General features: G+C 28.3%; 22 protein-coding genes and 1 tRNA gene. 16 read left to right on the forward strand and 7 right to left on the reverse strand.

Translation table 11 applies throughout. The features are described from left to right. The first annotated feature begins 169 nt into the window (after positions 1-169). The gene (gene ligA / locus QIA19_RS03300) at positions 170-2,152 is read left to right on the forward strand and encodes an NAD-dependent DNA ligase LigA (protein ID WP_301365793.1); all 1,983 of its coding nucleotides are present in this window, start codon (positions 170-172) and stop codon (positions 2,150-2,152) included. A gap of 21 nt (positions 2,153-2,173) precedes the next feature. Here the strand turns inward: ligA and QIA19_RS03305 are convergent, their stop codons facing one another. Continuing rightward, positions 2,174-3,667 (reverse strand): coiled-coil domain-containing protein, encoded by a 1,494-nt coding sequence (locus QIA19_RS03305; protein WP_301365794.1) that lies wholly within the window; start codon positions 3,665-3,667, stop codon positions 2,174-2,176. Between the two features lie 279 nt (positions 3,668-3,946). Here QIA19_RS03305 and QIA19_RS03310 point away from each other — a divergent pair, with 279 nt between their 5' ends. The 6 genes from QIA19_RS03310 to crr all read left to right on the forward strand — a co-directional run bounded on the left by QIA19_RS03310 (position 3,947) and on the right by crr (position 9,837). After that, complete coding sequence (locus tag QIA19_RS03310; RefSeq protein WP_301366236.1) at positions 3,947-5,809, forward strand: hypothetical protein; 1,863 nt, start codon at positions 3,947-3,949, stop codon at positions 5,807-5,809. After that, positions 5,796-6,263, forward strand: a complete 468-nt coding sequence (locus QIA19_RS03315) for a hypothetical protein (protein WP_008882580.1) — start codon at positions 5,796-5,798, stop codon at positions 6,261-6,263. The genes QIA19_RS03310 and QIA19_RS03315 overlap by 14 nt, the downstream gene beginning before the upstream one ends. Further along, entirely contained in the window at positions 6,256-7,125 is an 870-nt protein-coding gene (locus QIA19_RS03320; RefSeq protein WP_301365795.1) for a xanthine dehydrogenase family protein subunit M, read from the forward strand. Before QIA19_RS03315 ends, QIA19_RS03320 begins: the two co-directional genes overlap by 8 nt. A gap of 137 nt (positions 7,126-7,262) precedes the next feature. Next, positions 7,263-7,523, forward strand: coding sequence for an HPr family phosphocarrier protein (locus QIA19_RS03325; RefSeq protein WP_301365796.1), 261 nt, complete (start codon positions 7,263-7,265; stop codon positions 7,521-7,523). A gap of 20 nt (positions 7,524-7,543) precedes the next feature. After that, complete coding sequence (gene ptsP / locus QIA19_RS03330; RefSeq protein ID WP_301365797.1) at positions 7,544-9,265, forward strand: phosphoenolpyruvate--protein phosphotransferase; 1,722 nt, start codon at positions 7,544-7,546, stop codon at positions 9,263-9,265. Between the two features lie 2 nt (positions 9,266-9,267). Next, complete coding sequence (gene crr, locus QIA19_RS03335) at positions 9,268-9,837, forward strand: PTS glucose transporter subunit IIA (RefSeq protein WP_301365798.1); 570 nt, start codon at positions 9,268-9,270, stop codon at positions 9,835-9,837. A gap of 37 nt (positions 9,838-9,874) precedes the next feature. Here crr and htpG read toward each other — a convergent pair whose 3' ends face one another. Then, the gene (htpG, locus tag QIA19_RS03340; RefSeq protein WP_301365799.1) at positions 9,875-11,725 is read right to left on the reverse strand and encodes a molecular chaperone HtpG; all 1,851 of its coding nucleotides are present in this window, start codon (positions 11,723-11,725) and stop codon (positions 9,875-9,877) included. Positions 11,726-11,837: 112 nt separating this feature from the next. Between htpG and gnd the strand changes: the two genes are divergently transcribed. After that, complete coding sequence (gnd, locus tag QIA19_RS03345; protein WP_002557149.1) at positions 11,838-13,232, forward strand: decarboxylating NADP(+)-dependent phosphogluconate dehydrogenase; 1,395 nt, start codon at positions 11,838-11,840, stop codon at positions 13,230-13,232. Between the two features lie 26 nt (positions 13,233-13,258). On the opposite strand, the gene QIA19_RS03350 is transcribed toward gnd, so the two are convergent. The 3 genes from QIA19_RS03350 to QIA19_RS03360 all read right to left on the reverse strand — a co-directional run bounded on the left by QIA19_RS03350 (position 13,259) and on the right by QIA19_RS03360 (position 15,161). Beyond that, complete coding sequence (locus QIA19_RS03350; protein ID WP_301365802.1) at positions 13,259-13,801, reverse strand: DUF3996 domain-containing protein; 543 nt, start codon at positions 13,799-13,801, stop codon at positions 13,259-13,261. A 153-nt stretch (positions 13,802-13,954) separates the two neighbouring features. Further along, positions 13,955-14,473, reverse strand: a complete 519-nt coding sequence (locus QIA19_RS03355) for a DUF3996 domain-containing protein (protein WP_008882541.1) — start codon at positions 14,471-14,473, stop codon at positions 13,955-13,957. 82 nt (positions 14,474-14,555) lie between these two features. After that, the gene (locus QIA19_RS03360) at positions 14,556-15,161 is read right to left on the reverse strand and encodes a DUF3996 domain-containing protein (RefSeq protein ID WP_008882533.1); all 606 of its coding nucleotides are present in this window, start codon (positions 15,159-15,161) and stop codon (positions 14,556-14,558) included. A 223-nt stretch (positions 15,162-15,384) separates the two neighbouring features. Between QIA19_RS03360 and QIA19_RS03365 the strand changes: the two genes are divergently transcribed. From QIA19_RS03365 to QIA19_RS03390, 6 genes are read left to right on the forward strand one after another with little or no spacing between them, the layout of a single operon-like run. Then, entirely contained in the window at positions 15,385-15,927 is a 543-nt protein-coding gene (locus QIA19_RS03365) for a chemotaxis protein CheW (RefSeq protein WP_301365805.1), read from the forward strand. Between the two features lie 11 nt (positions 15,928-15,938). Then, entirely contained in the window at positions 15,939-16,250 is a 312-nt protein-coding gene (locus QIA19_RS03370) for an STAS domain-containing protein (protein WP_002557154.1), read from the forward strand. 15 nt (positions 16,251-16,265) lie between these two features. Next, entirely contained in the window at positions 16,266-18,410 is a 2,145-nt protein-coding gene (locus tag QIA19_RS03375) for a chemotaxis protein CheA (protein WP_301365807.1), read from the forward strand. A gap of 57 nt (positions 18,411-18,467) precedes the next feature. Beyond that, positions 18,468-19,625 (forward strand): CheB methylesterase domain-containing protein, encoded by a 1,158-nt coding sequence (locus QIA19_RS03380; protein WP_301365809.1) that lies wholly within the window; start codon positions 18,468-18,470, stop codon positions 19,623-19,625. Between the two features lies 1 nt (position 19,626). After that, positions 19,627-21,399: a BB0569 family chemotaxis protein gene (locus tag QIA19_RS03385; RefSeq protein WP_301365811.1), complete on the forward strand. Its 1,773-nt coding sequence runs from the start codon at positions 19,627-19,629 to the stop codon at positions 21,397-21,399. Between the two features lie 40 nt (positions 21,400-21,439). After that, positions 21,440-21,814 carry a response regulator gene (locus tag QIA19_RS03390; RefSeq protein ID WP_002557158.1) on the forward strand — a complete coding sequence of 125 codons (375 nt, stop codon included), beginning with the start codon at positions 21,440-21,442 and terminating at the stop codon, positions 21,812-21,814. A 260-nt stretch (positions 21,815-22,074) separates the two neighbouring features. On the opposite strand, the gene QIA19_RS03395 is transcribed toward QIA19_RS03390, so the two are convergent. Together QIA19_RS03395 and pyrH are read right to left on the reverse strand one after the other, a co-directional pair. Next, positions 22,075-22,158, reverse strand: a tRNA-Leu gene (locus tag QIA19_RS03395). Positions 22,159-22,166: 8 nt separating this feature from the next. Then, positions 22,167-22,856 carry a UMP kinase gene (gene pyrH, locus QIA19_RS03400; protein WP_301365813.1) on the reverse strand — a complete coding sequence of 230 codons (690 nt, stop codon included), beginning with the start codon at positions 22,854-22,856 and terminating at the stop codon, positions 22,167-22,169. 199 nt (positions 22,857-23,055) lie between these two features. On the opposite strand from pyrH, the gene QIA19_RS03405 reads away from it, so the two are divergent. Beyond that, positions 23,056-24,132, forward strand: coding sequence for a glycosyltransferase family 2 protein (locus QIA19_RS03405; RefSeq protein ID WP_301365815.1), 1,077 nt, complete (start codon positions 23,056-23,058; stop codon positions 24,130-24,132). Positions 24,133-24,194: 62 nt separating this feature from the next. Further along, positions 24,195-25,001, forward strand: coding sequence for an ATP-binding cassette domain-containing protein (locus QIA19_RS03410; RefSeq protein WP_008882779.1), 807 nt, complete (start codon positions 24,195-24,197; stop codon positions 24,999-25,001). Positions 25,002-25,007 lie beyond the last annotated feature (6 nt).

A 25,007-nucleotide genomic window follows, 5' to 3' on the forward strand; every position in this document is an offset into this window, starting at 1 on the left:
CATAATATTGTCTTTTTGATTGATATTTTTCTTTAAAGATTATTTTAATTTGAACATAAATAAAATAGCATGTATTTTTGGTGGTATTTTACAGTTTGTATAGTAAAGTCGGTTTTTGCTTGTTAGAATTGTTTGATAAAATGATAAGGAATATGTTAAATTTTACCCTATGAGCAGCAAAGTACAGCAAGAAATCGCAGACTTGAAGAAGTTGATTAGAAAGTGGGATAAAGAATATTATGTCGATTCTTTGCCTAGTGTTGAAGATTTTGTATATGATAAGCATATTTTAAGGCTTCAAGAGCTAGAAAATAAGTATCCCGAATATAAGACCTTAGATTCCCCTACTCTTAAATTTGGCAGCGATCTTTTAAATGACTTTAAAGAGGTTGAACATTCTGCACCTATATTAAGTCTTGATAAGGTTTATGATCTTGATTTGCTAAAATCATGGATAGATAAGATTGATTTTAATAATTCTTTTAATATTTCTGTTGAGCCAAAGATTGATGGATGTTCTATCGTTCTTTATTATAAAGATGGCATTCTTGAAAAAGCTCTTACTAGGGGTAATGGAAAATTTGGTAATGACGTTACTATAAACGTTAGAACCATTAGATATATACCTTTATTTCTTGATGAAAAGGTTGATTTAGTATTAAGGGGTGAGGTTTATATTACTAAAGAAAATTTTTTGAAAATAAATAAATTTTTGGAAAAGCCTTATACGAATTCTAGAAATTTGGCTTCGGGAATACTTAGAAGGATTGATAGTAGAGAAGTCGCTAATTTTCCTTTAAATATTTTCATTTATGATTTTTTGAATGCTGGATTGAAATTTAAAACCAATGATTTAGCTACTGCAAGACTTAAGAAATTGGGTTTTAAAGTCAATCCCTTGATTAGGTTTTTTGATCAAAAAAATTCAATTGGAGAAGTTTTAAATTACATAGCAGATATAACAAAAAAAAGGGATTCTTTTGAATATGAAATAGATGGTGTTGTTCTTAAGGTTAGTGATTTTGCTTTAAGAGAAAGATTGGGGTATACTGCGCATCATCCCAAATGGGCAATGGCTTACAAATTTGAAGCGCTTTCGGGTTTTAGCAGGGTAAATAGCATTGTTGTTCAGGTTGGACGTAGTGGTAAAATTACTCCGGTTGCTAATATTGATAAAGTTTTTGTTTCAGGAGCTTTTATTACCAGCGCAACGTTACACAATCAAGATTATATAAGGTCTATTGGTTTGAATGTTGGTGATGTTGTTAAAGTTTCAAGAAGAGGAGATGTAATTCCTGCTGTTGAAATGGTGATAAATAAATTTTCAACAGGATTTTTCAAAGTTCCTGATAATTGCCCAGCTTGTAAAACGGCTGTAGTAAAAGAGGGGGCACATTTTTTTTGTCCAAATAATAATTGTCCTTCAGTGGCAGTTGAGAGAATAAAATATTTTTGTAGTAAAAATTGTATGGATATTGAAGGGTTTTCCGACAAGATAATTTCTTTTCTTTTTGAGAAAAAATTTATTTTTTCAGAAATTGATCTTTATACTTTTGATTTTTACAAGCTTCTTGAATTTAAAGGGTTTAAAGATAGAAAGATAAATAATTTGATAAATTCAATTGAAGCTAGCAAAAAAAAGCCATTTAGTAAATTACTTCTTAGCATGGGAATTAAAGATTTAGGGGAAAACACAATAAGGTTGTTGTTTCTTAATAATTTAAATTCATTTTCAAAGCTTTTTAAGCTTTGTCAAGACAGATATTTTGCATTTTCAACATTGTTGAAAATTAAAGGCATAGGAAAAAAAATTGCCTTAAATATTATTGAAGCTTTTAATGATTCAGTAATACTTAATAAGTTTAAATTTTTTGAAAATTTGGAATTTAAAATGGAAGAGGTTGTTGCGATTGATGGTGAGAATAAGTTATTGGCCGGTAAAAAGTTTTGCATTACTGGAACTTTTAATGGTTATTCCAGGTCTATTGTTATTGATAAGCTAAAAAATAAAGGAGCAATTTTTAATACTTGTGTGACTAGGAGTTTAGATTTTCTTATTGTAGGAGAAAAAGCTGGATCAAAACTTAAAAAAGCTTTGAGTTTAAATATAAAAATTATGCCTTTTGAAGACATAAAAAGTTACTTAGATTAGTTGGACTAAAAGTGTTTATTTTTATTTAATTATTTTTATTTGCTTAAATTCAGGCTTTAGATTTTTATACATAATTCCCAGTTCGTGGATATTTTTGACTTCTATTAAGTTTCTAAAAAATTCTTCTTTATTTTTTAGAATAGGGTTAATGAAATATTTTTCAAATTTATATTTTGAGATTATTTCATGATTTTTTAAAGCCTCATTTAAATTGTTAGTGGGGTCTATTTCAATATAGTATGTGTTTTCTTTTTTAAATGCAAATTGGTCCCCCTTTTCTTTAAATTTATAATTATTAAGATATATGTCGGGGTAGATTTGAAAATCTGCTGTTTTTATCATAGTTGTTTTGGGAGTGCTTTTAGTATTTTCTTCTAGATCTCGGCTTTCTTTTTTTTCTATGGGCTTTAAATATTCCTTTTCTAATTTATTATTTTCTTCTAAGTCGTCATTTTTACTTGTAATGCTTGGAGTGAAGGTTTCTTCATTTAAGGGTTTTTGATAAATTTCTTTTTTTTTAAAATTGTTTAATTCTTTTTGAAGTCTTAAAATAGTTTCTTCATTTTCCTTTATTTTATCTTCTAATTCTTTGAGTTTGTGTTTATCGGTTCTTATTTTTTTTTGATTTTCTTTGTTTATTGCTTCATTTGCGCTTATTTTTCTTTTTAGATCATTAATTATTCTTCCCATTGAAGATAAATTTTTCTCAATTTCTTCTAAGTTTTTATCTGTGCTATCTTTTTTCTTAAAATTTCTTAATTCTCTTTGCAAGTCTAAAATAGTGTTTTCATTCTCATTGATTCTGTCTTCAAGTTCATCGATTTTTTTTTCATTAATAGCATAATATTTTTCGTTTTCATTAAGATTTTCTTTTAGATTGTTTATTATTCCTTCATCAGAAGGGTAATTGTCCTCATTTGCTTCTTCAATTTCATCATTATATTCATAATTGTCTTCAAAATCATCATCAGTTTCTTCTTCAATGTTTTCAATATTTATTTTTTCGTAATTTTCATCTTCTTTGGGCTTGATTTTTTTGTTAAGGAGCTTTTTTATTTCTACTATTTCGTTTTTTAATTTATTGGTTAAAATTTCATATTTTTTTGCTTTTTTTTCGATTGATTCTATTTTTTTATTTTCATTTTCTGATGTTTTTTGATTTTTGGTTTTTAAAAGCTTTTCTATATTTTTAATTTTATTTTCATAATTTTCAATTACAGATTTTAGATCATTTTCGTCCATTCTTTTTTTTGGTGGTTTTTTGTCTCTTATATTTTCTGGCAATTTTAGATCTTTACCCTTTTTGGGGTCTTCATAAGAAACTATGTTTTTGTTTAAATGTTTTGAGGTATTTATTTGATCGCTTTTATTCCCAGAACTTTTAAATTCTTCACTTAAGTCTTCTAGAGGAATTTCAATGCTAGAGTAGCTTATTGTATTATTATTAGCCCCAAATAATGATATACATGAAAGTATTATAAAATACGCAAAGCTTAGATTTTTTGTTTTATTCATAAGGTCCTTGTTTTTATTTAGAAAACATCTATAATTTATAATGTTAACATAATTTGTCTATTTATCAAAAGAGATAAAAATAGCCGAGGGCTATTTTTATTGACAAATAGTGCTGATTTCAAATTAGTTTTAAGTGAATTTTTTATTAAGTTATTTTAAGATTGTTGCATATATTGGGTAAGGTTGGATGTTTTTGAGGTTTTATTTTTTAATCCTTTTTATTTATGCAATGTTAGGTTTTTACTAATTTAATTTTTTTGTTTGGTGGAGTTTTTGAGTTTGATAAATGTGGATGCGCATGAATTTTGGGCTTTGCCAGTTTGCTGCAATGTTAAAGATTCTTTTATTGAAGATTTTAGTTTTGTAGATGAACATGTAAATTCAATTTTTAGCATCAGTTATAAAGATAATATAACTTTAAAGTTTAGAGATTTTGTTGATTCTAATGAATTTAACTTGAAGCTTTTTGATAATAAAATAAGCTTTGAAGGTCAAATTCCTTTGGTTTTGTATTCAGACAATTTGGATTATTTACTAAAAGCAGAAAAAAGTGTTCTTTTTAATCTAAGAGTTGGTGATGCTAGCAGTAGTTATTCTTCTGGATTTACAAAGAAAGAGTCTGGAACTTGCAATGTTTTGAATGCTTGTTATGAATTTAGTGATTACAATAGTTTTTCAGATGATTTTATTTTAGTTAAAATATTTTTTGATTCTGAAAATTTAATTATTGATGCTAATGTAGACAATATTTCTTTTTTAAAATTTTTTATTAGTGAAAATTTTGGTGTAAGTAAAGACAAAATAAAAATCAATTCTCTTGATAATTACTGGTCTAGCTCTATTTTCCCTATTTCTTTTAATGCAATTTTACAAGGCATTGTAATTTCAAAAAAGATTAATAAAAGGGTTAATATTGTTTACTACAAAAGACATTTTGGAATTTTAGATAATTTAAATTTAACTTTTTCAGTTTCTAATTGTTTGGTGGCAGATAATAAGCTTTCAAAAATTATTTTAGAAATTATAATAAATAGACCTTTAAATTTTTTATATAAGTTTTATTTTAAATTTATTAATAATATTTTCAAAAATTTGTTTTTTGATGGGTTTTTAGAAATTTTTTTTGTTGAGAATAAAAGTGATTTTATCTTTTTTTATGACAATCTTTTGGCATTTGAGACCTCTGTTTATAATTTTATTTATTCCAATTTTTATAATCTTGCTTTGTCGATGTCTTGTGAGCCAATAGGTTATTTACTTACACAGATTAAAGGTGATTATGCTAGTTTTTTAAAAATTTTTAAAAAACTAGATTTAAAAAATTCTTTAATAAAGAAATCTGCCGTTTTAAGTGTTAATAAGGATTATGATATTTTTGATACTAGTCGAAGGGGAGTTGGCTTTGCTTATTTGAATTCAAACGCTTATTTCTTGAGCGAAGAGCAATGTGTTGTTGCTTTCTTATACAAGGATGGATTAAATGTATTTTTGCCCTACAGCATTATTGACAACAATTTAAGCAATTATTTGAAAAATAGTTTGGCTAAAACACTGTGCTTGCCCTATAGCAGTGTAAATTTTTTGATAGGCGAGAGCTTATTAGATTTTGCTAATTTTTATAATCTTCTTTTTAAAGATCCTTATTTAATTGAAAAAGCAATTTTAATCATTAAGGACAATTTTTCTTCTTTGATAGATTCAGATTTTATAAATGAATATCCTGTAGTTTTTAAGGAAAAAATAGCTATTAGCGATGTTGATGATTGTGTGCTTGGGTGTTCTGTTGAACTTAAATTTGAATTTTATTCTCTTAGCGCTGTTTTTAGCAATGTAAGCTTTTTTGTAGAGCAAGGCAAATTTATCAAGCTTAAGTTAAATAACAAGAGAATTCGCACAATATTTGGATTAGCGGTTGATTATGTATTTTGTCGTGCTAATGTAAGTTGCGATATTAAAGATTGTTTAAGCTTGGAATTTATTGAAGATGGCGAGTTTATTTTTTCTTTTAGAAGTGTTTTTATTGTTTCTGTTTCTGCAATTCGAACTGCTTTGATTCAGGTATTTGATTTTAATGCAAGCAGAACGCCTCTTGATTTTGAAGAAATTTTAAATAGTTGGAGTATAAAAATTGACATTAATTAATTTCAACTTAAATGGAGAGAGTATTTCAAAAAAGATTAGTCTTTCTTTAGGGACCAGAAATCTTTTGGATTCTATTTTTTTTGCTAAGAGCAATAGTTTGGAGTACATTGTTAATAACAGATTTTTTTTAATTTTATTGGATTTCAAACTTGTTTATTCTGATTTAATTCCCGCTTTTATTTTAAATGGTCGGAATGTAGTTACCCTTGAAGGACTCAAGAAAAAAAGTTTTTATAAGCACATGCAAAAAATTTTATTAGAAGACGATTTTAATTTTTGTAGCAATTGTTTTGAATCTAATGTTTTGCTGTTTTATTACTTTTTGGAAAACGAGATTGTAAGCAAATCAGATATTTTAGGCTATAGAAAGTCATTAAAATGTAATTGTATGGATGTTAATACTTTTTTATCTCTTTATTTGAAAGCTGAAGAATTGTATAGAAAAAATGGCTAATGTTAAGGTTTATTACCCTGAAAGTTTTAATATATTATCTAATTTATTTAACAAAAATTTAAATAATTATATCATTTATAATGAGCTAGATTTTAAAAAAAATCCTGATTTGTTTAATAGAGAAACGCTTATTGATAATTTTTTTATTGTTGGTAATTTTGAAAAATTTAATAAGGTATCTTTAAGGGGTAATTTTCTTGAGATGGGGCCTTGTGTTACTTATAACGAGATACTTCGGATTGGTAAGAAAAATATTCCAAGTTTGTTTTATGAATTTATTTCAAAATTTAATGATAAAATATATTTAAATAGTATTAACCTTGCAAATGGGTTTTATTATAAAAACACCGTTTTTGATATTTATCCTTTGTTGATAAGCCTTGATGCTCAAATTGAGTTTAAAAATGTTTTAACCAAAAAAACTTATGTTTTTAGTGCTTATAATTTAAATAGAGCTGAGTATATTGCAAATCGAAATACTGTTCTTATTACTAAATTTAAATTTCCAATGATGAATTTATGGAACAGAAGCTTTTATCATAAAATATTTTTCAATACTTTATCTTTTGACATTTTAGAAGAAGCAGACATTATTTTTATATGTATTCTTTTAAACATAAAAAGAGACATTATAAATGATTTTTTGTTAAAGATATTTTATGATGACAAGGTGATAGTCATAAAGGATTTCCAGATTTTACTTTTAAACAAATCTTTGCCGCTTTCATTTTCTGAGATAGAAAATTCTCTTAAAATGTTGGATAAACATATAAGAGATTCTAAAAATTTCAACATAGGAGAGAGAAATTTAAAGCTAATAAAGAATTTTTATTTAGACATATTAATGAGTTTTAATTTTTAATTGTTAGAATAAGTTTAATTACTATCTTTAGTATGCTATATTTCTTATATAAAGGGAATATATAATTTATTTTTATGTATTATAATGTAAAAAGTTAATCAAAAAAACAATATTCATAATGAGGGGTTTCTGTACTTATGGTAAAAAAAGAAGCAATTATTAAGGCTGTAAACGGTTTGCATGTTAGGCCTGCATCAGCTTTTGTAAAAAAAGCTAAAGAGTATTCTAGCGAGATAACAATAGAATCTGATGGAAAGTCTGTTAGCGGAAAAAGTTTGTTCAGGCTTCAAACTTTGGAATTATCATCAGGTAAAAAGCTTTTGATATGTGCTGAAGGTGAGGATGAAGAGATCGCTGCTTCAGAGCTTGCAGAGCTTATCGAATCTTTTAAGGAATGAATTTTAGAAGGATTTAAGTTATGACTTTATCGGGCAAAAGAATATCCAAAGGGATAGGCATTGGGGAAGTTCTTTGTATTAGAAAAAATTTTGATAAAATTATAAGTAGAGAAAAAATAGACTTTTCTCAGGTTGATAGCGAGATATCAAAATTCAATAAAGCGAAGTCAAAAGCAATTGAAGCGCTTAGGGATCTTGAGAGAAAAGCTATGCTTCAATTTGGGGATGATAAAAAAGGCATTTTTGAAGGTCAGGTGTTGATCGTTGAAGACGATGAGCTTTCTGAGCTTGTTATTGAGCTTATTGTAAAGGAAAATTATAGCGCTGCTTATTCTATTTATTTAGCGTTTGAAAATTTGGTTAAAAGTGTAGAAGATTATAAAGATCCTTATTTAAAAGAAAGAGCGTCTGATTATAAGGACATTAGAAATAGATTAATTTCTATCATTTTAGGCCAAGTATCCGATTTTTCTGAGATTAATAAAGATATTATTCTTGTTACCGAGGAATTAACCCCATCTGATACCATGCAATTTGACTTAAATTATGTTAAAGGTTTTTTAACTGCTGTTGGAGGGGAAACTTCTCATGCTGCTATTTTAGCAAGAACAATGGGGCTTCCAGCGCTTGTTATGACTTTGTCAGATATTGATGTGTTAAAGGATGGTGATAAAATAGTAATTGATGCAATGTCCTCTATTGTTATTAAAAATCCTTCTTCTGATGAGATTAATCTTTATGAAGGTAAGATTTTGCGGCAAGTGGAGTTGGAAAAAGAGCTTTTTTCTTTAAAAGACAAAGATGCTGAAACAAAAGATGGCACAAAGGTGTTTTTAAAGGCAAATATTGGAACACCTATTGATATTACCTATGTTAATAAATATGGTGTTGAGGGAATAGGTCTTTTTAGAACAGAGTTCTTATATATGAGATCTTTACAACCTCCAACAGAAGATGAGCAGTTTGAAACTTATAAGAGAGTTATAGAGACAATGGAAAAGAAAGGGGTTGTTACGATTCGTACTCTTGATGTTGGTGGTGATAAAGAAATTCCTTATCTTAATTTTAAGAAAGAGGAAAATCCCTTTTTGGGCTTTCGGGCACTTAGGATGTATAAGGAATATGAGGAATTAATCCAGGCGCAGTTCAATGCTATTTTTAGGGCCAGTCATTATGGGAAGATAAGAGTAATGGTTCCTATGCTTACCATATATGAAGAGATCGAAACGATAGAATATTTTGTTAATAATGCAAAAATCAACTTAAAGTCTAGAGGCTTGCCTTTTGATGAAAATTTGGAAGTGGGTTGCATGATAGAAGTTCCTTCTGCGGCTTTAATTTCCTCTAAACTTGCCAATAAATTGAAATTTTTTAGCATAGGGACTAACGATTTAACCCAATATGTTTTAGCCGTTGATCGTGGTAATCAAAAGATATCAAATTTATATGACAAGTATAATCCTGCTGTGTTGAAATTAATCAAAAAGGTTCTTGATGATGGGGTTAGTTCTGGAATTGATGTGTCTGTTTGTGGTGAGCTTGGAGGAGATGATGCTGGAGCGTTGCTTCTTGTAGGCCTTGGGTTTAGGTCTTTAAGCATGATTCCTAGTGCTACGCTTAGAATTAAATATTTGCTTAAAAAGCATACAATAATGGAATTAGAAGAATTGGCAAACAAGGTTTTAAATAGTGATTCCGAGCAAGAAACTTTAAGTTATTTTGATAAATTTATAGGAGATTAGTTATGGGGTTTTTAGATTTTTTTAAAAAAACCGCTACATTGGATTTGATTGCTCCAATTAGTGGAAAAGTTATGTCAATTGATAAGGTTCCCGATGAAGCTTTTGCTGAAAAAATAGTTGGCGATGGAATTGCAATTCTTCCAACAAGCAATGAGTTGTTGGCGCCTTGTGATGGGAAAATAGGTAAAATTTTTAAAACCAATCATGCCTTTAGCCTTGAAACTAAAGAGGGCGTTGAAATTTTTGTCCATTTTGGAATTAATACTCTTAATTTAAATGGTAAGGGTTTTAAAAGAGTTGCTGAAGAGGGCATTAATGTTAAACAAGGTGAAGTTATTATTAGGCTTGATCTTGAATATTTAAAAGAGCATTCAGAATCCGTTATTACTCCGGTTGTTATTGCAAATTCTGATGAAGTTTCAAGTATAGAATATTCTTTTGGAAGGCTTGAAAATGATTCTGAATATATTTTATCATCCTCGACTGTTTTGACAGAAGAAATTAGGCATAAAATATCTCAAACAAAGCCTGTTATAGCGGGCAAAGATTTGGTGTTGCGAGTTAAAAAGTAAAAAGAGGGAGCTTAAAACTCTCTCTTTTTACTTTTAATTATAAGAAGTCTTTTTCTATAAATTCGTTTATTATATTTATGAATTTTCCTGGATTTTTGCTAGGCATTCCTGAAGTTAACATAGCTTCTTCAAAAAGAAGAATGCTTATTTTTTCTAATTTTTCAGGCTCTAGATTTTTTAAATTTTGGATTATTTTGTTATTAGGGTTTAATTCAAGTATTGGTTTGATTTCTTTTACTTCTTGTCCCATTGACAGCATGATTTTTTGCATTTGGTAAGTTGGATCATTGCTATCAATTATTATTGCTGAAGGCTCTTTTATCAATGTTGCTGATAGATTGACTTCTTTTATATGATCCTTGAGGATTTCTTTTACTTTTGTAAGGGTATCTTTGAATTCTTCTTCAATTTTTTTGAAATTTTCATCTTTTAATTCATTACTGGTTTCGTTTTTATTTATTGCCTTTAGTTTTAATCCTTCGTATTCTGGAATTAGATTTAAAATAGCTTCATCAAGTTCATCGTCCATGATTAGAATTTCAAATCCTTTTTCTTTATAAGCAGCTACTATTGGGTTTTCTTTTAATATATTTTCTTTACCGCCTGTTATGTAGTAAATGCTTTTTTGACTCTCATTCATTCTTTCTTTATACTCTTTAAAAGACACAAACCCATCTACACTTGAGGATTTAAATCTTATTAATGATATAAGCTTTTCTTTGTTTTCAAAGTCAGAATAAACACCTTCTTTAATGCATCTCCCAAATTCTTTAGAAAACTCTGAAAATTTTTCAGGATTTTTTTTACTTAGCTTTTCAAGCTCGCTTAGTATTTTTTTTACAGAAGATGATTTTATTTTAGACAAAATTTTATTTTGCTGTAAAATTTCTCTACTTACATTGAGTGGTAAATCTTGGCAGTCTATAATTCCTTTTATAAATCTTAGATAGTTTGGAAGCAAGCTGCCTTCAGAATCTGTAATAAAGATTCTATTTATAAATAGCTTTACCCCAGGCTTAGTGTTTGGGTAATATAAATCATAGGGAGCTTTGCTTGGGACGTAAAATAAATTGGTATATTCCAAATTTCCTTCGGCTTTTGTATGAATATGCATTAATGGATTTTCATAATCAAAGGTTGTATTTTTATAAAATTCATTGTATTCTTCTGCTTTAATTTCGCTTTTATTTTTTGTCCAAAGAGCAGTAGTTTCGTTTAATTTTTCTTCTTTTTCTTCTATTCCCTCTTGTTTCCCGTCCTTCATTATAGGTTCGTTGTATTTAATATAAATGGGATAATTTATGTGATTTGAATATTTTTTGATAATTTCTTGAATTTTCCATTTATTAGCATATTCAAGACCTTCTTTATTAAGATATAACTTTATTTCTGTACCTGACTCTTCTTTTTTTGCTTTTTCTATTTCATACCCTGTTTTGCCGTCGCTAGACCAAGTATATGCGTCGCTTTCTAATGCTTTTTTTGATGTAACTTCTACTTTTTCTGATACTATGAATGCACTGTAAAATCCAACTCCAAACTGGCCAATTAGGCTTGCAGATTTTTTTTCATCTTGTTTTAAATTGTTAATAAATTCTTTAGTTCCTGATTTTGCAATTACGCCAAGATGATTAGTTAAATCTTGTTCATCCATTCCGATTCCATTATCTTTAATTAGGATGCTTTTATCATCAAATGATATTTCTATTTTTGGTTCTAGAGCAATGTTTTTGAATTTTTCGTTTGTCAAGCTTAGAAACTTGAGTTTATCAATGGCGTCAGACGCATTTGATATCAATTCTCTTAAAAATATTTCTTTATGTGAGTAAAGAGAGTGGATGATTAAATAAAGCAAATCATTTACTTCTGTATCAAATTGTTTTTTCATGCAACTTTTCCTTTTCAATTTAATCTTTACTTTTTTTATAATATAACATAATCTAAAAATAATAAATAAAGCAATTTGTTTAAAATAGAAAATTAGAATCAAGGAGAATGCAATGGATGTAGGAATTTATGGACTTGGTGTTATGGGTAGTAATTTAGCTCTAAATATTGCTGATAACGGTTTTAATGTTTCTGTTTACAATAGAGATAATGAAAAAACTGAAATTTTTGTTAAGCAAAATTCTCATAAAAAGATAAATGGTTTTAAAGATATTGAATCTTTTGTTAAAAGCTTGAAAACTCCAAAAAAAATCATCTTAATGGTGACAAGCTCTGCTATAGAAAAGGTTATTGAGCAAATTTTACCCTTCATGAATAAATCAGACATAATTATTGATGGTGGGAATTCTCATTATAAGAGCACAATGAGATTGGAAAAAGAATTGTTTGCTAAGGATATTTATTTTGTAGGACTTGGAATTTCTGGAGGGGAGAGAGGAGCAAGATTTGGTCCTGCTTTAATGTATGGAGGAAGTAAATCAGCCTATGAGATTCTTGAGCCCATGTTAAATAAAATTGCAGCTAAAACCAAAAATAATGATATTTGTTCGACTTATATTGGGGAGAACGGTTCTGGGCACTATGTTAAAATGATACATAATGGGGTGGAATACGCTGATATGCAGCTTATCAGCGAGGTTTATTTTTTCATGAAAAAAGCTTTCAATTTGGATAATTTGAAAATTTCTGAAGTTTTTGAAAAATGGAATGAAGGCGATCTTTCAGGATATTTACTAGAAATAACTTCTAAGATTCTTAAATATAAAGAAAATAATGAATATTTAGTTGATAAGATTTTGGATATTGCAAATCAAAAAGGTACTGGTGTTTGGACATCTATTGATGCTCTTGAATCTGGTATGCCTGTGAATTTAATTGTTGAATCTGTTTTTTCAAGATTTATGTCGGGGTTAAAACACGAAAGGATTATTGCTAGCGATTTGCTTAAGATGGATACTTCTTCTTTTGAGTTTGAGCTTAGTGACTGGATTTTAGATCTTTATTATGCTCTTTTAGTTTCAAAAATAGTAGCTTATGCTCAAGGTTTTATGATGCTTAAGACTGCGTCTGTGAATTATGGTTGGGATTTGAATTTAGGTAAAATTTCTTTGGTTTGGAGAGAAGGCTGTATTATTCGTAGCAGTTTTTTAGATAAAATTAAATTAGCTTATGATAAAAATCCTCATCTTATTAATTTGCTTTTTGATGATTATTTTTTAGATTTACTAAAAAATAATCACAAATCTTTAAGAAGAATAATTTCAAAGGCTAGTGAAATTGGGATTCCTTTGCCAGCATTTTATGCCAGCCTTTCGTTTTTAGATTCTTATTCCACTAATTATCTGCCTTCTAATCTAATTCAAGCACAAAGAGATTTTTTCGGTGCCCATTCTTTTGAAAGATTAGACTCAAAACGAGGTGAATTTTTTCATAGCGCTTGGCAATAAATTTAATAAATTAGAATGAATTGGCATTAAAAGATATAGTACTTAGCAAATATTCCCCCAGCAAAGTTTGATTTTATGCCCGAATAGGTTCTGTGTTGAGCAAGAGACCTTGTATTTGAGATGAATTCTACTGAGGGTGCTATTTTCATACCTATTTCTAAATTTTCTGTAATGTCGTAAAAAATAACCAATGGAATTCTCATTCCAAATCCTAATTCTATATTTATTAATTTAGATGTGTGAGACGATATGCTTATATTTCCTCCAATTCCAATTCCTAAATTTAAATTTTTTATCAAAGATATTGTAAAAATGAAATCAAGTGCTGCTATTGCTAATAAATTAAAATCATAAAATTTTGATTCAAGTTTAGGGCCTGATAGATTTATTCCATTACTACCACCATAGCCAATTTCAAAATCAATGAAAGGAAATGACATTATTAAGTTAATAATTGGATTTCCAATACTTGCTCCAAAGCCAATTCCTCTATTTAAATATGAATCTTTTGCAAAACCATTTGTAGATATGTTTGCAATCATGATAAATAATATAAAAATTTTTTTCACCGTTGTCTCCCAAATTTTGTCTTATTATTATATTTTATTTTTGAATTTTAAAACAATAAAAACAAGACCTTGCTCTTAAAATTTTATTTTTAAGTTTTTGGGAGCTCGGTTTGATTTTTCAATAATTGTTCTTTTTTAAAAAGAATTTTATTATTAAGTAAACCAGAATCTTAGTCCCAATCCTGCGAATACTTCCCATCTAAATCCAACGCCATTGCTCCAAACATTCATTCCAAGTCCGGGTGCTATTCGTAAAAATATGTCGAATTTCTTCCTAAATACTGCAATATTTAAGGCCAAAGGCAATCTTGCTCCAATGCTCATTGGTCCTGAGCCTGACTTACTGCCTCCAAATCTTGAAAACCATATTGTTCCATATCCCCCTGCGCCAACTGAAAAATCCAAAATATTAGCAGCTCCTGGGAATGTGTATATGTAGAAAATATAGTCTAATGCTATAAATAATGTTTTCCAGTCTGAAAATAAATTATTTACTCCGCTGTAAAGACCAATGTCAAGATCAAAGTTTCCTATATTAATCTGTAGAGCAATTGGTAATGGAAGTATAATTCCTGCTCCAAATTTACCCCTTGCAGATCCTTTTGAATTAGAAAATCCTGAGATTGGGGCTAATAAAATAATAATTGTCATAATAATTATTTTTGTTCTCATTGCTTTATTATCTCCTAAGTATAACATTCTAGTCTTTAAAGGAATTTTAGTTCAATAATTTTTTTTATCTAAAAAGTGAAAACTATATCTTAAGAGAGCCTTTTATTCCAATCGAAAAGTTACCTTTTATTGGAAATATTAAATTTCCATTAGGCATTTGGCCAATGAAAATTGATGGTGTTGTTTTTATTATAATTTCAATAATGTCATAATAAGCTTCATATATTATTCCCAGGGGCAAACCCACCCCGATTTTATAGGTAATCCCAGAAGAAACATTTGTTAAATTTGAGCTTGTAATTTTGCCTATTTCAAAAAATAGGCCAGATCCCAAGAAAAAGATAAAATTTGAATCTTTAAATTTTAAATTTAAAAATATATAGTCACAATATATTTTAAATAGCAATGCTATTGGTGATTTTGGAAAAAATTCCGAGACACTCAATATTGTTACTCCTACCCCAATATCAAAGTTATTAATGCTGAATTCTATTGCAGTAGGGTAAGGTAGAATAAAACCAAATTTTATTTTAGTTTTTGCCTTTAAGCTTTCTATTTTTGGATCAGGTGTACTGTTTTGACCAGTTATATTGTTTTTAGATTTTTCGTTTGTGAAAATATTCTCAACATTGAAAAATAATGTGATAATAATTATTAATAATCTGATTAGTTTGTTTTTACTTTGCATTGTTAGCTTTTTATATGAAAGCTTTTTTATATGAAATTTAATTTAACCTACAACTTTCTACCTTAAATTATAAGATAGAATTCTGTTAAAATTATATTTTTTATTGTTTTTTGGTAAATTAAATTTTATTAACTTCTAATTTGTATTTATGAATATATGAGGTAATATTAATCTTGATATTAGCATTCTATTTGCGATTTAAATTACATTCAAAGGGGCGTTTATGAGCACAGATTCAGATGTGCAAGGTTCTTTAAGTCAGTATCTTTTGTTTAGTTTGGACGAACTTTATGCTATTGAGATTAAATATGTTGTTGAGGTTTTAGAATATACTAAGATATCAAAAATCCCAAGAACTCCCAATTACATGGCAGGAATAATAAATAATAGGGGCAAAATCGTTCCAATAATTGATATTCGAAAACAATTTGGAATGAGCGATCGCGTTGTTGATGAGGATGATAAAAAGAGGAATAAGGGAGTTAACATTTCAAATATTATTATATTAAATTTGGTTTACGAGGGGGATGAATTTAATCTTGGAATTTTAGTAGATTATGTCAATGAAGTTCTTGAATTAGATCCATTTAGTATTGATGATGCTCCTAAGATTGGATCGGGGTTTAATTCAAAATTTATTTCAGGAATTGGCAAGAGTAATGATAAGTTTATTATTATTTTAAATGTAGAAAATTTGTTTGACGTTAGAGAGCTTTCTAAATTTAGAAATACAACAATATATGATCCTGAATATCAGCAGCAATAGGAGTTTTAGTCATGATTTATAGGCCTGAAGGAGAGCTTGTAATAAATAGTATTTTTAAGGTAAAAGAAGATTTGTTGCATATTTTTAAGAAAATGAAAGAAGGGGATACTCTTATTATTGACCTTTCAAATGTTGAAAAAATAGATATTACTTTTATACAAATTTTGTATGCATCTAATAAATATGCTAAGAATAGAAATTTGTTTGTAAAAATTGAGTATCCATCCGATGAGGTTTTAAGTTCATTAATATATGGTGGGTTTTTAGTAGATATTGAAGATGTTGATAGCTTTGATTTAGGACTTAATTTAGTTGGATTTTAGATTTAAGGAAAGCTTATGGATAGTAGTGATGTTATTGATAAATTTAAGAATTCCTTTAAGGAAGAATCAATAGAAAATATTTCAGATATTGAGCAGGCGCTTCTTAATCTTGAGGTAAGCTCAGATCAAGATATTGTTAATTCTATTTTTAGAAATTTACATACCATAAAGGGAAGTTCTGGTATGTTTGGCTTTAATTTTACAGCATCGCTTGTCCACGAAATAGAAACAGTTCTTGATGTTGTAAAAAATGGTAAGGCCACTTTTAATCAGGCTGCTATTGATGCTACCTTAATGTCTGTTGATTTTATTAGAGAGCTTATTGAAGGCGATGAAGTAATTTCTGAGATCGACTTTGATAAGCGTAAACAGTTTTTGGTAAATGAAATTAAAAAGGTTCTTGAGGTTTCTAATGATGTTAAGGGAGCTTTTCAAGAAGCTTTAGAAAATGATTTTTCAAAGTCTGATAACAGTTCGGTTTTGGAAGAGTCTGTTAAAGTAAATTCAGAGAATAAATTTGATGATGAGGCCTTGCAGTCTGAATTTAAGAGTTACAAAATTCTTTTTTATCCGGCTAAGGGTATTTTGTTTCATGGGCACAAGCCTATAAATTTATTAAGCAAGTTGATTAATTTGGGTAGTGGTTATGTTAGGGCCAAAGTAGATAACATTCCTGATTTAGAGCTTATCTCACCCGATAATGTTTATGTTGATTGGGAGATAAGATTAGACACAGAAGAGAGTAGAGAGAGTATTGAAGATATTTTTACATTTTTAGATTCTCAATCAAAAATTGATATTCAAGAATTGGATAAATGTTTAGAGGCAAATGAAGGTGATAATGTAGAGTCTAAAAATTTTAATTTGTTGCGCTTGGACAGAAACAGTAAAGACTTGGCTAATTCTTCATTTGAAAAATCGGAATTTGTTGGGAAATCCTTTTTCAATGGAGATAAAAATAGATCTAATATTCAAGATGATACTGCTAGAAGCAAGGTTAATATTGCTAGTATTAAGGTGGACTCTAAAAAGCTTGATCATTTGGTAAATCTTGTTGGAGAACTTGTTACAATACAATCAAAACTTTCAAAAGAAGCTGAAAATAGGAATAGTAATATTTTAAATTCAATATCAGCAGAATTTTCTTTGCTTATTAATGAGCTTAGGGATTATACAACAGGGCTTAGAACCGTTCCTATTGAGATTTTGTTTGTAAAATTTCAAAGGATAGTAAAAGATCTGTCTACTAGCCTTGGTAAGTCAATTCTTTATCATGCTTCTGGAGGCGACACTGTTCTTGACAAAAGTATTATTGAAAAGCTAAATGAACCTTTGGTTCATTTAATTCGCAACTCAATAGATCATGGAATTGAATCGGCTCAAGAGAGAGAAAGTTTAGGCAAAGATCCCAAAGGTATTATTAAGCTTTCAGCGTGTCAATCTGGGGATTCTGTTATTGTTATTATTGAGGATGATGGAAGAGGGCTTGATAAGAATAAAATACTTAAAAAAGCTATAGAGCGCAATATAATTTCTGATTCAGTTGCCAAAACCTTATCAGAGATTGATGTTTATAATTTGATTTTTGAGCCTGGATTTTCAACTGCAAGTTCTGTTACTGATATATCAGGTCGTGGAGTTGGCATGGATGTTGTTAAAAAACAGGTTGAATCTTTAAGGGGGCATGTTGTACTTGAAAGTGAATTTGGTAAATATACTAGAACTAAGTTAATTTTTCCATTGACTTTGGCTATTATTGAGGGTTGGCTTGTCAGAGTAAAAGATGAGCATTTTATTGTTCCTCTTTCGAATGTTGAATCTTGTTTAGAATCTAATAAGTTAATTTCTCAAATAGATGGAATTGAGACTAAAAGCAATGTAATGAATTATAGGGGTAGCATGATTAGTTATATTAGGCTTAGAGAGTTTTTTCAGATTTCTAGCGAGAAGAGTTTAAGTGAGCAAGTTGTTGTTGTAAATACAAATAGTGGGAAAATGGGCATTGTGGTTGACGAAGTTTTGGGGCAACATCAAACTGTCATAAAAGCTTTAGGTAAAATTTATTCTCGAGTAGAAGGGGTTTCTGGAGCTACTATACTTGGCGATGGAAGTTTGGCTTTGGTTATTGACATAGATGCAATAACTAAACTTATAAAATAAAGAAAATAGAAAATGCAGCTTTTTGGTTTTAAAGGTTAAAAATATTAAAATATAATAATGAAGATATTAGTAATTGATATTCAAGGTCTTATAAAGCAGGTTTTTGTTAGAGCTTTTTCTAAAGATAATGATGTTGAGATATTAAATGCTGGTTTTAATTCTTTAAATCTTATTAATGTATTTTTACAAAAGTTTCCAGATTTAGTTATTATTGATGAGAATACAGCAAGATCTAATTTTGGGAATTCTTTAAACAATGTTCTTAATAACATATCTCTTCCGGTTGTATTTATTGCGCAAAATGAAATGTTTCCAAATTTTGGATGTCTTGAGCAAAGCAAGGAAAAGGTTAAATTAATAATAAATAAGCTTAATTTTAAGCTTACAGTTGATTTATTTCGCAGCAAGTATTTGGCTTTAATAAAGCTTGAGTTGAAAAATCTAGGCAAAAATAAATTAATATCTTCTTTTGAAGTTAAAAGGATTCAAGCCCCCGATTTTTCTAGTAATTCTAAAGTAGAGCTGAGGGAAAATAGTTTAAATGATTCAAGTATAAGAAAAAGTTATAGAGTTTCTGATGTTATTAATTTTGCTCCCAAAAATGATCCGGATGTTATTATTAAATATCAAGGTCTTATTAATAAGCACAAAACTGGTAAAATTATTGTTGTAGGCTCTTCAACAGGCGGTACAGAGGCTTTAAGAATTTTTTTAAGGTCTTTTAAAAAAGATTCTCCCCCAATTATTATTGTTCAGCATATGCCGGGAGGATTTACAAAATCTTTTGCAAAAAACTTAAACAATGAGTTTAATATTGATATTAAAGAAGCTGAGGATGGAGACATTCTTCGTCCAGGTCTTGTAATAATTGCTAATGGAAGTTATCATTTGATTGTAAAATATAGTAGCGGAAATTATTTTGTAAACCTATTAGATGGACCTCTTGTTAGTAGACATAAGCCTTCTGTGAATGTACTTTTTAGGTCTGCTGCAATGTATGCAGGCTCTAATGCTATTGGAGTTATCCTTACAGGTATGGGAGATGACGGCGCTGTTTGTATGCTTGAAATGAAAAAAAATGGCGCTTATACTATTGCCCAAGATCAAGAAACCTCTGTTGTTTTTGGTATGCCAATGGAAGCTATAAAAATAGGGGCTGTAGACAAAATCCTTCCTTTAAGCGAAATAGCAGATCATGTTCTAAGGAGATCTTAAAATGGATAATAACAATAATGGTTTTGATGCCAACGATTGTTTGGCAACCTTATTTCATAAACTTGAAGCTTTTGATGAAAGCACAAGGCATATTTATTCAAATTTAAGCAAATCAATTCCTAAATTAATAGAAAAAATTTCTAAAGATTCTAAGGATTTATCTTTTAGTATTGATTTGATTTCCAATCTTGATCTTGATAATGATTCTTCTTTGAATAATTTTATAGCTAAAATTATAGGAGCATTAGATGATTTTGTTGCTTACTTTAATTCTTCAACAACTTCTCTTGAATCTCAATTTAGCATAATACGGAGTAAGGTTAAAGATATAGAAATACTTGAAGATGTTATTGAAAGAATGAAAAAAAGCTCTCTTGATATGGAAATAATGTCTATTAATACACTAACAGTTGCCATGAGAGCGGGTAAGGCTGGTGGAGCCTTTTCTTATATTACAAGTGAAATTAAGGTTTTAACCCAATCTATGATCAAACAGGCAGATCAGCTTACAAGCAAGGGGCGCGAGGTTAAAATTGGTCTGGATAGAGCTAAAAATCAAGTATATGAAAGCAATACAGCTGAAAATAAAATTCTTGAAGAATTTAGAGATAATTTAATGAAAAAAATAGATGCTTTTTCAGATGGAATAGGAAGTGTTATTGCTCTTTATGATGATATTTTAAAAGTTTTATCTGAATTTAAGTTTAAACTTGTAAATTCTATTTCTTATCTTCAGTTTCAAGACAGGCTAACTCAATCTTTGCAACATTTAAATATTATGTATTCTAATATTGATGTTTTTAAATTTAGAGATATAAGTGAGATCCAAAAATTAAAAATTTTATCAGTTTTTACTGATACGTCAAAAGTTATAGTAAAAGATGTTCTTGAAAAGCTTGAAAAAAATTATACTGTTTTTGAGAAATTTATTGATTCCTCTCTTAGTTCTATTCAAACCATTAACGATTTAAGGTCTGATAATTCTTTATACATAGATATTCCTAAAATAATAGAACAATTTTCTAGTATTTTGTCTGATCTGCTTAGAAGAATTGATGATGTTGAGAAGAATAATTCTAATTTTTTGAATTTATATTATGAACAGGTCAAGCTTATAAAATCATTAGAATTAATGTTTTCAAATATTTCAGCTATTTCTGCTAGGTTTCAAAATATTAATATAGCCTCAAAGATAGAAGTTGTTAAAAGATCTGAACTTAAAGCCATGGAGGGCAATATTTCAGAAATGTCTAAGATTATCAAAGAAATTGATTCTAACATTACCAAGGGAATAGAATTTTTAGATCAAATAATCTTTTTTCTTGAAAAAGTTGTTAAGGATTATGACAATAGATTTTATCTTGAAAAGAATTATTTTAATAAATTTAAAAAATTATTTATGGAAATTAAAAATGATATTCTTGATATTAAGAATATAGCTATTGATAATATTTTGTCTTATGAGGTTTTTTCAATTGAATTTATGGAAATATTTGAAGAGATGAAATTAGAAGTCTACAATGTTAGAAATTTAAAAAATTCTCTTTTAGATATAGATAACTTTTTAAGCAATATGGAAAGCAAAATAAATTTCAATCTTAATCTAGAATTATCTAAGATTGGAATTCAATCTATTGAGATTGAAGATAAAGAATTTGTTAATAGAATTGCTAATCGATTTACTTTGTTTGTTCATAAAAAACATTTATTATCTTTGATAGAGGAAGCCAAGGATGTTCATTCCTTTGATGAGGGTAGTGTAATTTTGTTTTAATTTTTATATACTTTTTAGGAGGGTTTTAGGAGAAAATTAGATGAAAAAAAGAATTTTGGTTATTGATGACAATAGGGCAATAAGGCAGAGCGTTGCTTATATTTTAGAACAAAACGGTTTTGGAGTCTCAGAAGCAAAAGATGGTTTAGAAGGGGTTTTAAAATTTAAAGAAGCAGTTGGGCAAGGGGATAAAGATTTTGACCTTGTTATTACAGATATCAACATGCCTAATTTAGACGGCATTGGTGTTATTAAGCAAATAAGGGAATTTGGCAGCTTTGTTCCTATACTTGTTCTTACCACTGAATCTGAGCAATCTAAGGTTGATGAAGGCCGTAAAGCGGGTGCTACTGGTTGGCTTGTTAAACCTTTTAATCCTGAAGCTTTAATGAAAACAATCTCAAAGATATTTTAAGTTTATATTTGCAATTAATTTGTAGACTTTAAAGTTTTATTATAATTAAAATGATTTTCAATATGTTATTTTAGAATAAGGACAACATATTGAAGGGGGTGTTTTATCCTTATTTTAATAATATTAAATTTTATTAATCATAACATTAGATTTTTATTAGTATAAGCAAGTAATTTATGAAAGAAAATTTTTCTTAAAAGAAGCAATTATTTTATTAGTAATGCTTGATAATCTTGAAGCTTCTAAAAAAGCAATCAAAATACCGGTAGTCGGAGTCGAACCGACACGAAGTTGCCCTCACCAGATTTTGAGTCTGGCGCGTCTACCAATTCCGCCATACCGGCATTAACTTTTATTTTACTATAACAGTGCCAAAAAAATCATTATTTTTGTTGAAAACTTTTTCTAAGTTTTCAATATTATTTCCATTTACTATGTAAAGGGTAAGTCCGAGTTTTGAAGAGAGCTTTGTTGCTATTGGGTCAAAAGGTAAATTTAAGCCCGGATTCCACTTTTGGCCCACAATGTTTTGTAATTGTGTCCAATTTAATTTTTTAAAAGCCGTTGCGTTTTTAAATTTTTTTGGATCTTTATCATAAACTTGATTTACGTTTGTTATATTTATGATATTTTTTTTATTAAATTTTTCTGCAAATTTTACGGCAATGTAATCTGTTGAGAATCCTGATTTCCATCCGGAAGCAATTAATATTTTTCCTTTAAAAGAAAAATTTTTTAAGGGATTGGTGACAATTTTGTCTTTACAAAAGGGATTCATTACTTTGCGCAGAAATTCTGCGTTTAGTCTTGTTGACATTATTCCAATCTCATCAAGCTCATGAACTTTAAAATCAGGATTGATTTTTTTATAAGCGTCTTGGTATTCTCTTGCAACTCTTCCTCCACCAACTATTAAAATGATTTTTCTTTTTTCATTTTCTAGTAGCCATTTAAAAACAAAGTTTTTAAAGTTTTTAATGAATTCTATGTTGATTTGATTTGAATTTATTACTCCTCCCCCAAGACTTATTATTTCAAGCATTCAAGCTCCTTATTTAGGTTAATGTTTTTTAAATTTTTTACTTTTAATAATATAGCAATTTCTGCTAAACTTTTCATTAAAACAAGTTTGAAACAATACAAACTTGTTAATTATATATTACAATTTAATTGTTATGCAAAAAATTAAAAGAATTTGTTGTTAAGTATTTTAGCTTTGATTTTGCTTAGCAGTTTTTGTTTTGGAGGATATTGTGCATAAGTATAAAGTTTCTGTTATTATTTGTTTTTTTAATTCGGCTGAAACTCTTGATGCAATGATAAAGGATGCTGTTAATCAAACATTAAAAGATAAAGAAATTATATTAATTAATGATGGTTCTTATGATGGTAGTTTAGAGATAGCAGAAAAATATGCTAATAAGTATAGCTTTATTAAGATTTTTAGTCAAAAAAATATGGGACTTTCTGCTTCTAGAGACAAGGGACTTTCTGAGGCTCAAGGGGAATATGTTATTTATTGGGATGGTGATGATTCTGTAGAGAGCACCATGCTTGAAGTTCTGTATAACAGAGCAAAAGCAGATAATTCCGATGTTGTTTGTTCTCAATTTTATATTTATTTTCTTGCAATAAATGTAAAAAGAAAATCTCTGCTTCCTTTTCCTAATTATCCATTAACAGGCAAGGAGGCGTTTAAAAATTTGCTTTTTACTGTTTATGCGACTTTTGGAAAGAAAAATTTTGTTGTTGGAACTTTATGGGATAAATTAATTAGACGGGAATTAATTTTAAAGAATAATATTCGTCAGCAAAATGTAGTATTTGAAGATATAGTTTTTGTTATGCAAATTTTCTTAAAAGCTTCTAAAGTTTCTTTTGTAAATAATTATTTTTATACTAATTTTCAAAGAATGGGAAGCATGAGCTCTTCTATTAGTGTTTTACATAAATCTAAATTATCTCTTAATACAATGGAAACTTTATTAAAAAGAGAAGGTATTTTTAACGAATGTCAAAATTTGTATAAAAAATTTTTCTTGCAATTTTATTATTTTATTTCTTTTAAGCAAATTTATATTATTAGTTGGAATATTCCTGATAAGCTTGTTTATAGGGCTTATAAAGAAAAGCTCATTTCTGTTCTTAATGAGATTAAAGGATTATCTGAATTTCAAGATTGTTATGAATATGCAAAAAGTTTTGGATTTAATGAAATTCAAATTTTACCTAGAATTATGCTAAAAATTTGGAATTTTAGCTCAAGACTTTATGTAAATTTTTCTATATTTATTTATAAGTTTTTCATAAAAAATTGAATTTATATTTTTAATTTTATTATTTTTTTATGTTTTGACTTTTAATATATTAAGGAGTGTTTATGGCTATTGAGGCTGTTAATGTAAAATTTTCCTATAAGAGAAAAGAAGTCTATTCAGATTTAAATTTAAACATTGAGACCCCTCAAGCCTATTTGCTTCTTGGCAAAAATGGAGTTGGAAAAACAACTTTACTTAAACTTGTAAGTGGACTTTTGGAGCCCCTAAAAGGGAAAGTTTTATTTAACTCATTAGCAGCTTTTCCAAGAAATCCCTTGAATTTAGTGAATTTGTTTTTTATTCCTGAAGAATTTTCACTTCCCAGATTGTCTTTAGCTGAATACAGCAAGGCTTTATCTATATTTTATCCAAATTTCAATGAGGCAGATTTTAAAAAATATTTATCGGATTTTGATCTTGATATTTCTCTTGATCTATCTTCAGCTTCTTTTGGACAGAAGAAAAAAAGTATTATTGCATTCTCTCTAGCTGCAAATGTTTCTTGTTTATTGTTTGACGAGCCAACAAATAGTCTTGATATTGTTTCAAAAAATGTTTTTAGAAATATGCTTTCTAATTTAAAGGATAGAATCATTTTTATTACAGGCCACAATGTAAGAGATTTGGCAGGGGTTGTGGATTATTTAATCATTGTTGGGGAAAAGTCAATTCTTTTTTCCAATTCAGTATCTTATATTAATAAAAATTATAAGATTAAAATTATCAGCGAGCTGAATGGAAATGAATTATATTATGAAAAAAATAAGGATGGATTTAAGGCGCTTTATTTTGAGAGTAGCAATGGAGCTGAAGTTGTTGATATTGAGTTTTTCTTTTTATATGTTACTGAAAATAAAAAGAAGAGGTAATAAAAG

This window comes from [Borrelia] finlandensis, from assembly GCF_030438365.2.
GTDB classification, from domain to species: Bacteria; Spirochaetota; Spirochaetia; order Borreliales; family Borreliaceae; genus Borreliella; species Borreliella finlandensis.

Bases quoted from the DNA above. Each gene is read 5' to 3' on its own strand.
- QIA19_RS03360 (WP_008882533.1), bottom strand. From the start codon at position 15,161: ATGCAAAGTAAAAACAAACTAATCAGATTATTAATAATTATTATCACA.
- QIA19_RS03320 (WP_301365795.1), top strand. From the start codon at position 6,256: ATGGCTAATGTTAAGGTTTATTACCCTGAAAGTTTTAATATATTATCT.
- QIA19_RS03370 (WP_002557154.1), top strand. From the start codon at position 15,939: ATGATTTATAGGCCTGAAGGAGAGCTTGTAATAAATAGTATTTTTAAG.
- pyrH (WP_301365813.1), bottom strand. From the start codon at position 22,856: ATGCTTGAAATAATAAGTCTTGGGGGAGGAGTAATAAATTCAAATCAA.
- ptsP (WP_301365797.1), top strand. From the start codon at position 7,544: ATGACTTTATCGGGCAAAAGAATATCCAAAGGGATAGGCATTGGGGAA.
- QIA19_RS03305 (WP_301365794.1), bottom strand. From the start codon at position 3,667: ATGAATAAAACAAAAAATCTAAGCTTTGCGTATTTTATAATACTTTCA.
- QIA19_RS03365 (WP_301365805.1), top strand. From the start codon at position 15,385: ATGAGCACAGATTCAGATGTGCAAGGTTCTTTAAGTCAGTATCTTTTG.
- gnd (WP_002557149.1), top strand. From the start codon at position 11,838: ATGGATGTAGGAATTTATGGACTTGGTGTTATGGGTAGTAATTTAGCT.
- QIA19_RS03375 (WP_301365807.1), top strand. From the start codon at position 16,266: ATGGATAGTAGTGATGTTATTGATAAATTTAAGAATTCCTTTAAGGAA.
- QIA19_RS03325 (WP_301365796.1), top strand. From the start codon at position 7,263: ATGGTAAAAAAAGAAGCAATTATTAAGGCTGTAAACGGTTTGCATGTT.
- QIA19_RS03390 (WP_002557158.1), top strand. From the start codon at position 21,440: ATGAAAAAAAGAATTTTGGTTATTGATGACAATAGGGCAATAAGGCAG.
- crr (WP_301365798.1), top strand. From the start codon at position 9,268: ATGGGGTTTTTAGATTTTTTTAAAAAAACCGCTACATTGGATTTGATT.
- QIA19_RS03380 (WP_301365809.1), top strand. From the start codon at position 18,468: ATGAAGATATTAGTAATTGATATTCAAGGTCTTATAAAGCAGGTTTTT.
- htpG (WP_301365799.1), bottom strand. From the start codon at position 11,725: ATGAAAAAACAATTTGATACAGAAGTAAATGATTTGCTTTATTTAATC.
- ligA (WP_301365793.1), top strand. From the start codon at position 170: ATGAGCAGCAAAGTACAGCAAGAAATCGCAGACTTGAAGAAGTTGATT.
- QIA19_RS03410 (WP_008882779.1), top strand. From the start codon at position 24,195: ATGGCTATTGAGGCTGTTAATGTAAAATTTTCCTATAAGAGAAAAGAA.
- QIA19_RS03355 (WP_008882541.1), bottom strand. From the start codon at position 14,473: ATGAGAACAAAAATAATTATTATGACAATTATTATTTTATTAGCCCCA.
- QIA19_RS03385 (WP_301365811.1), top strand. From the start codon at position 19,627: ATGGATAATAACAATAATGGTTTTGATGCCAACGATTGTTTGGCAACC.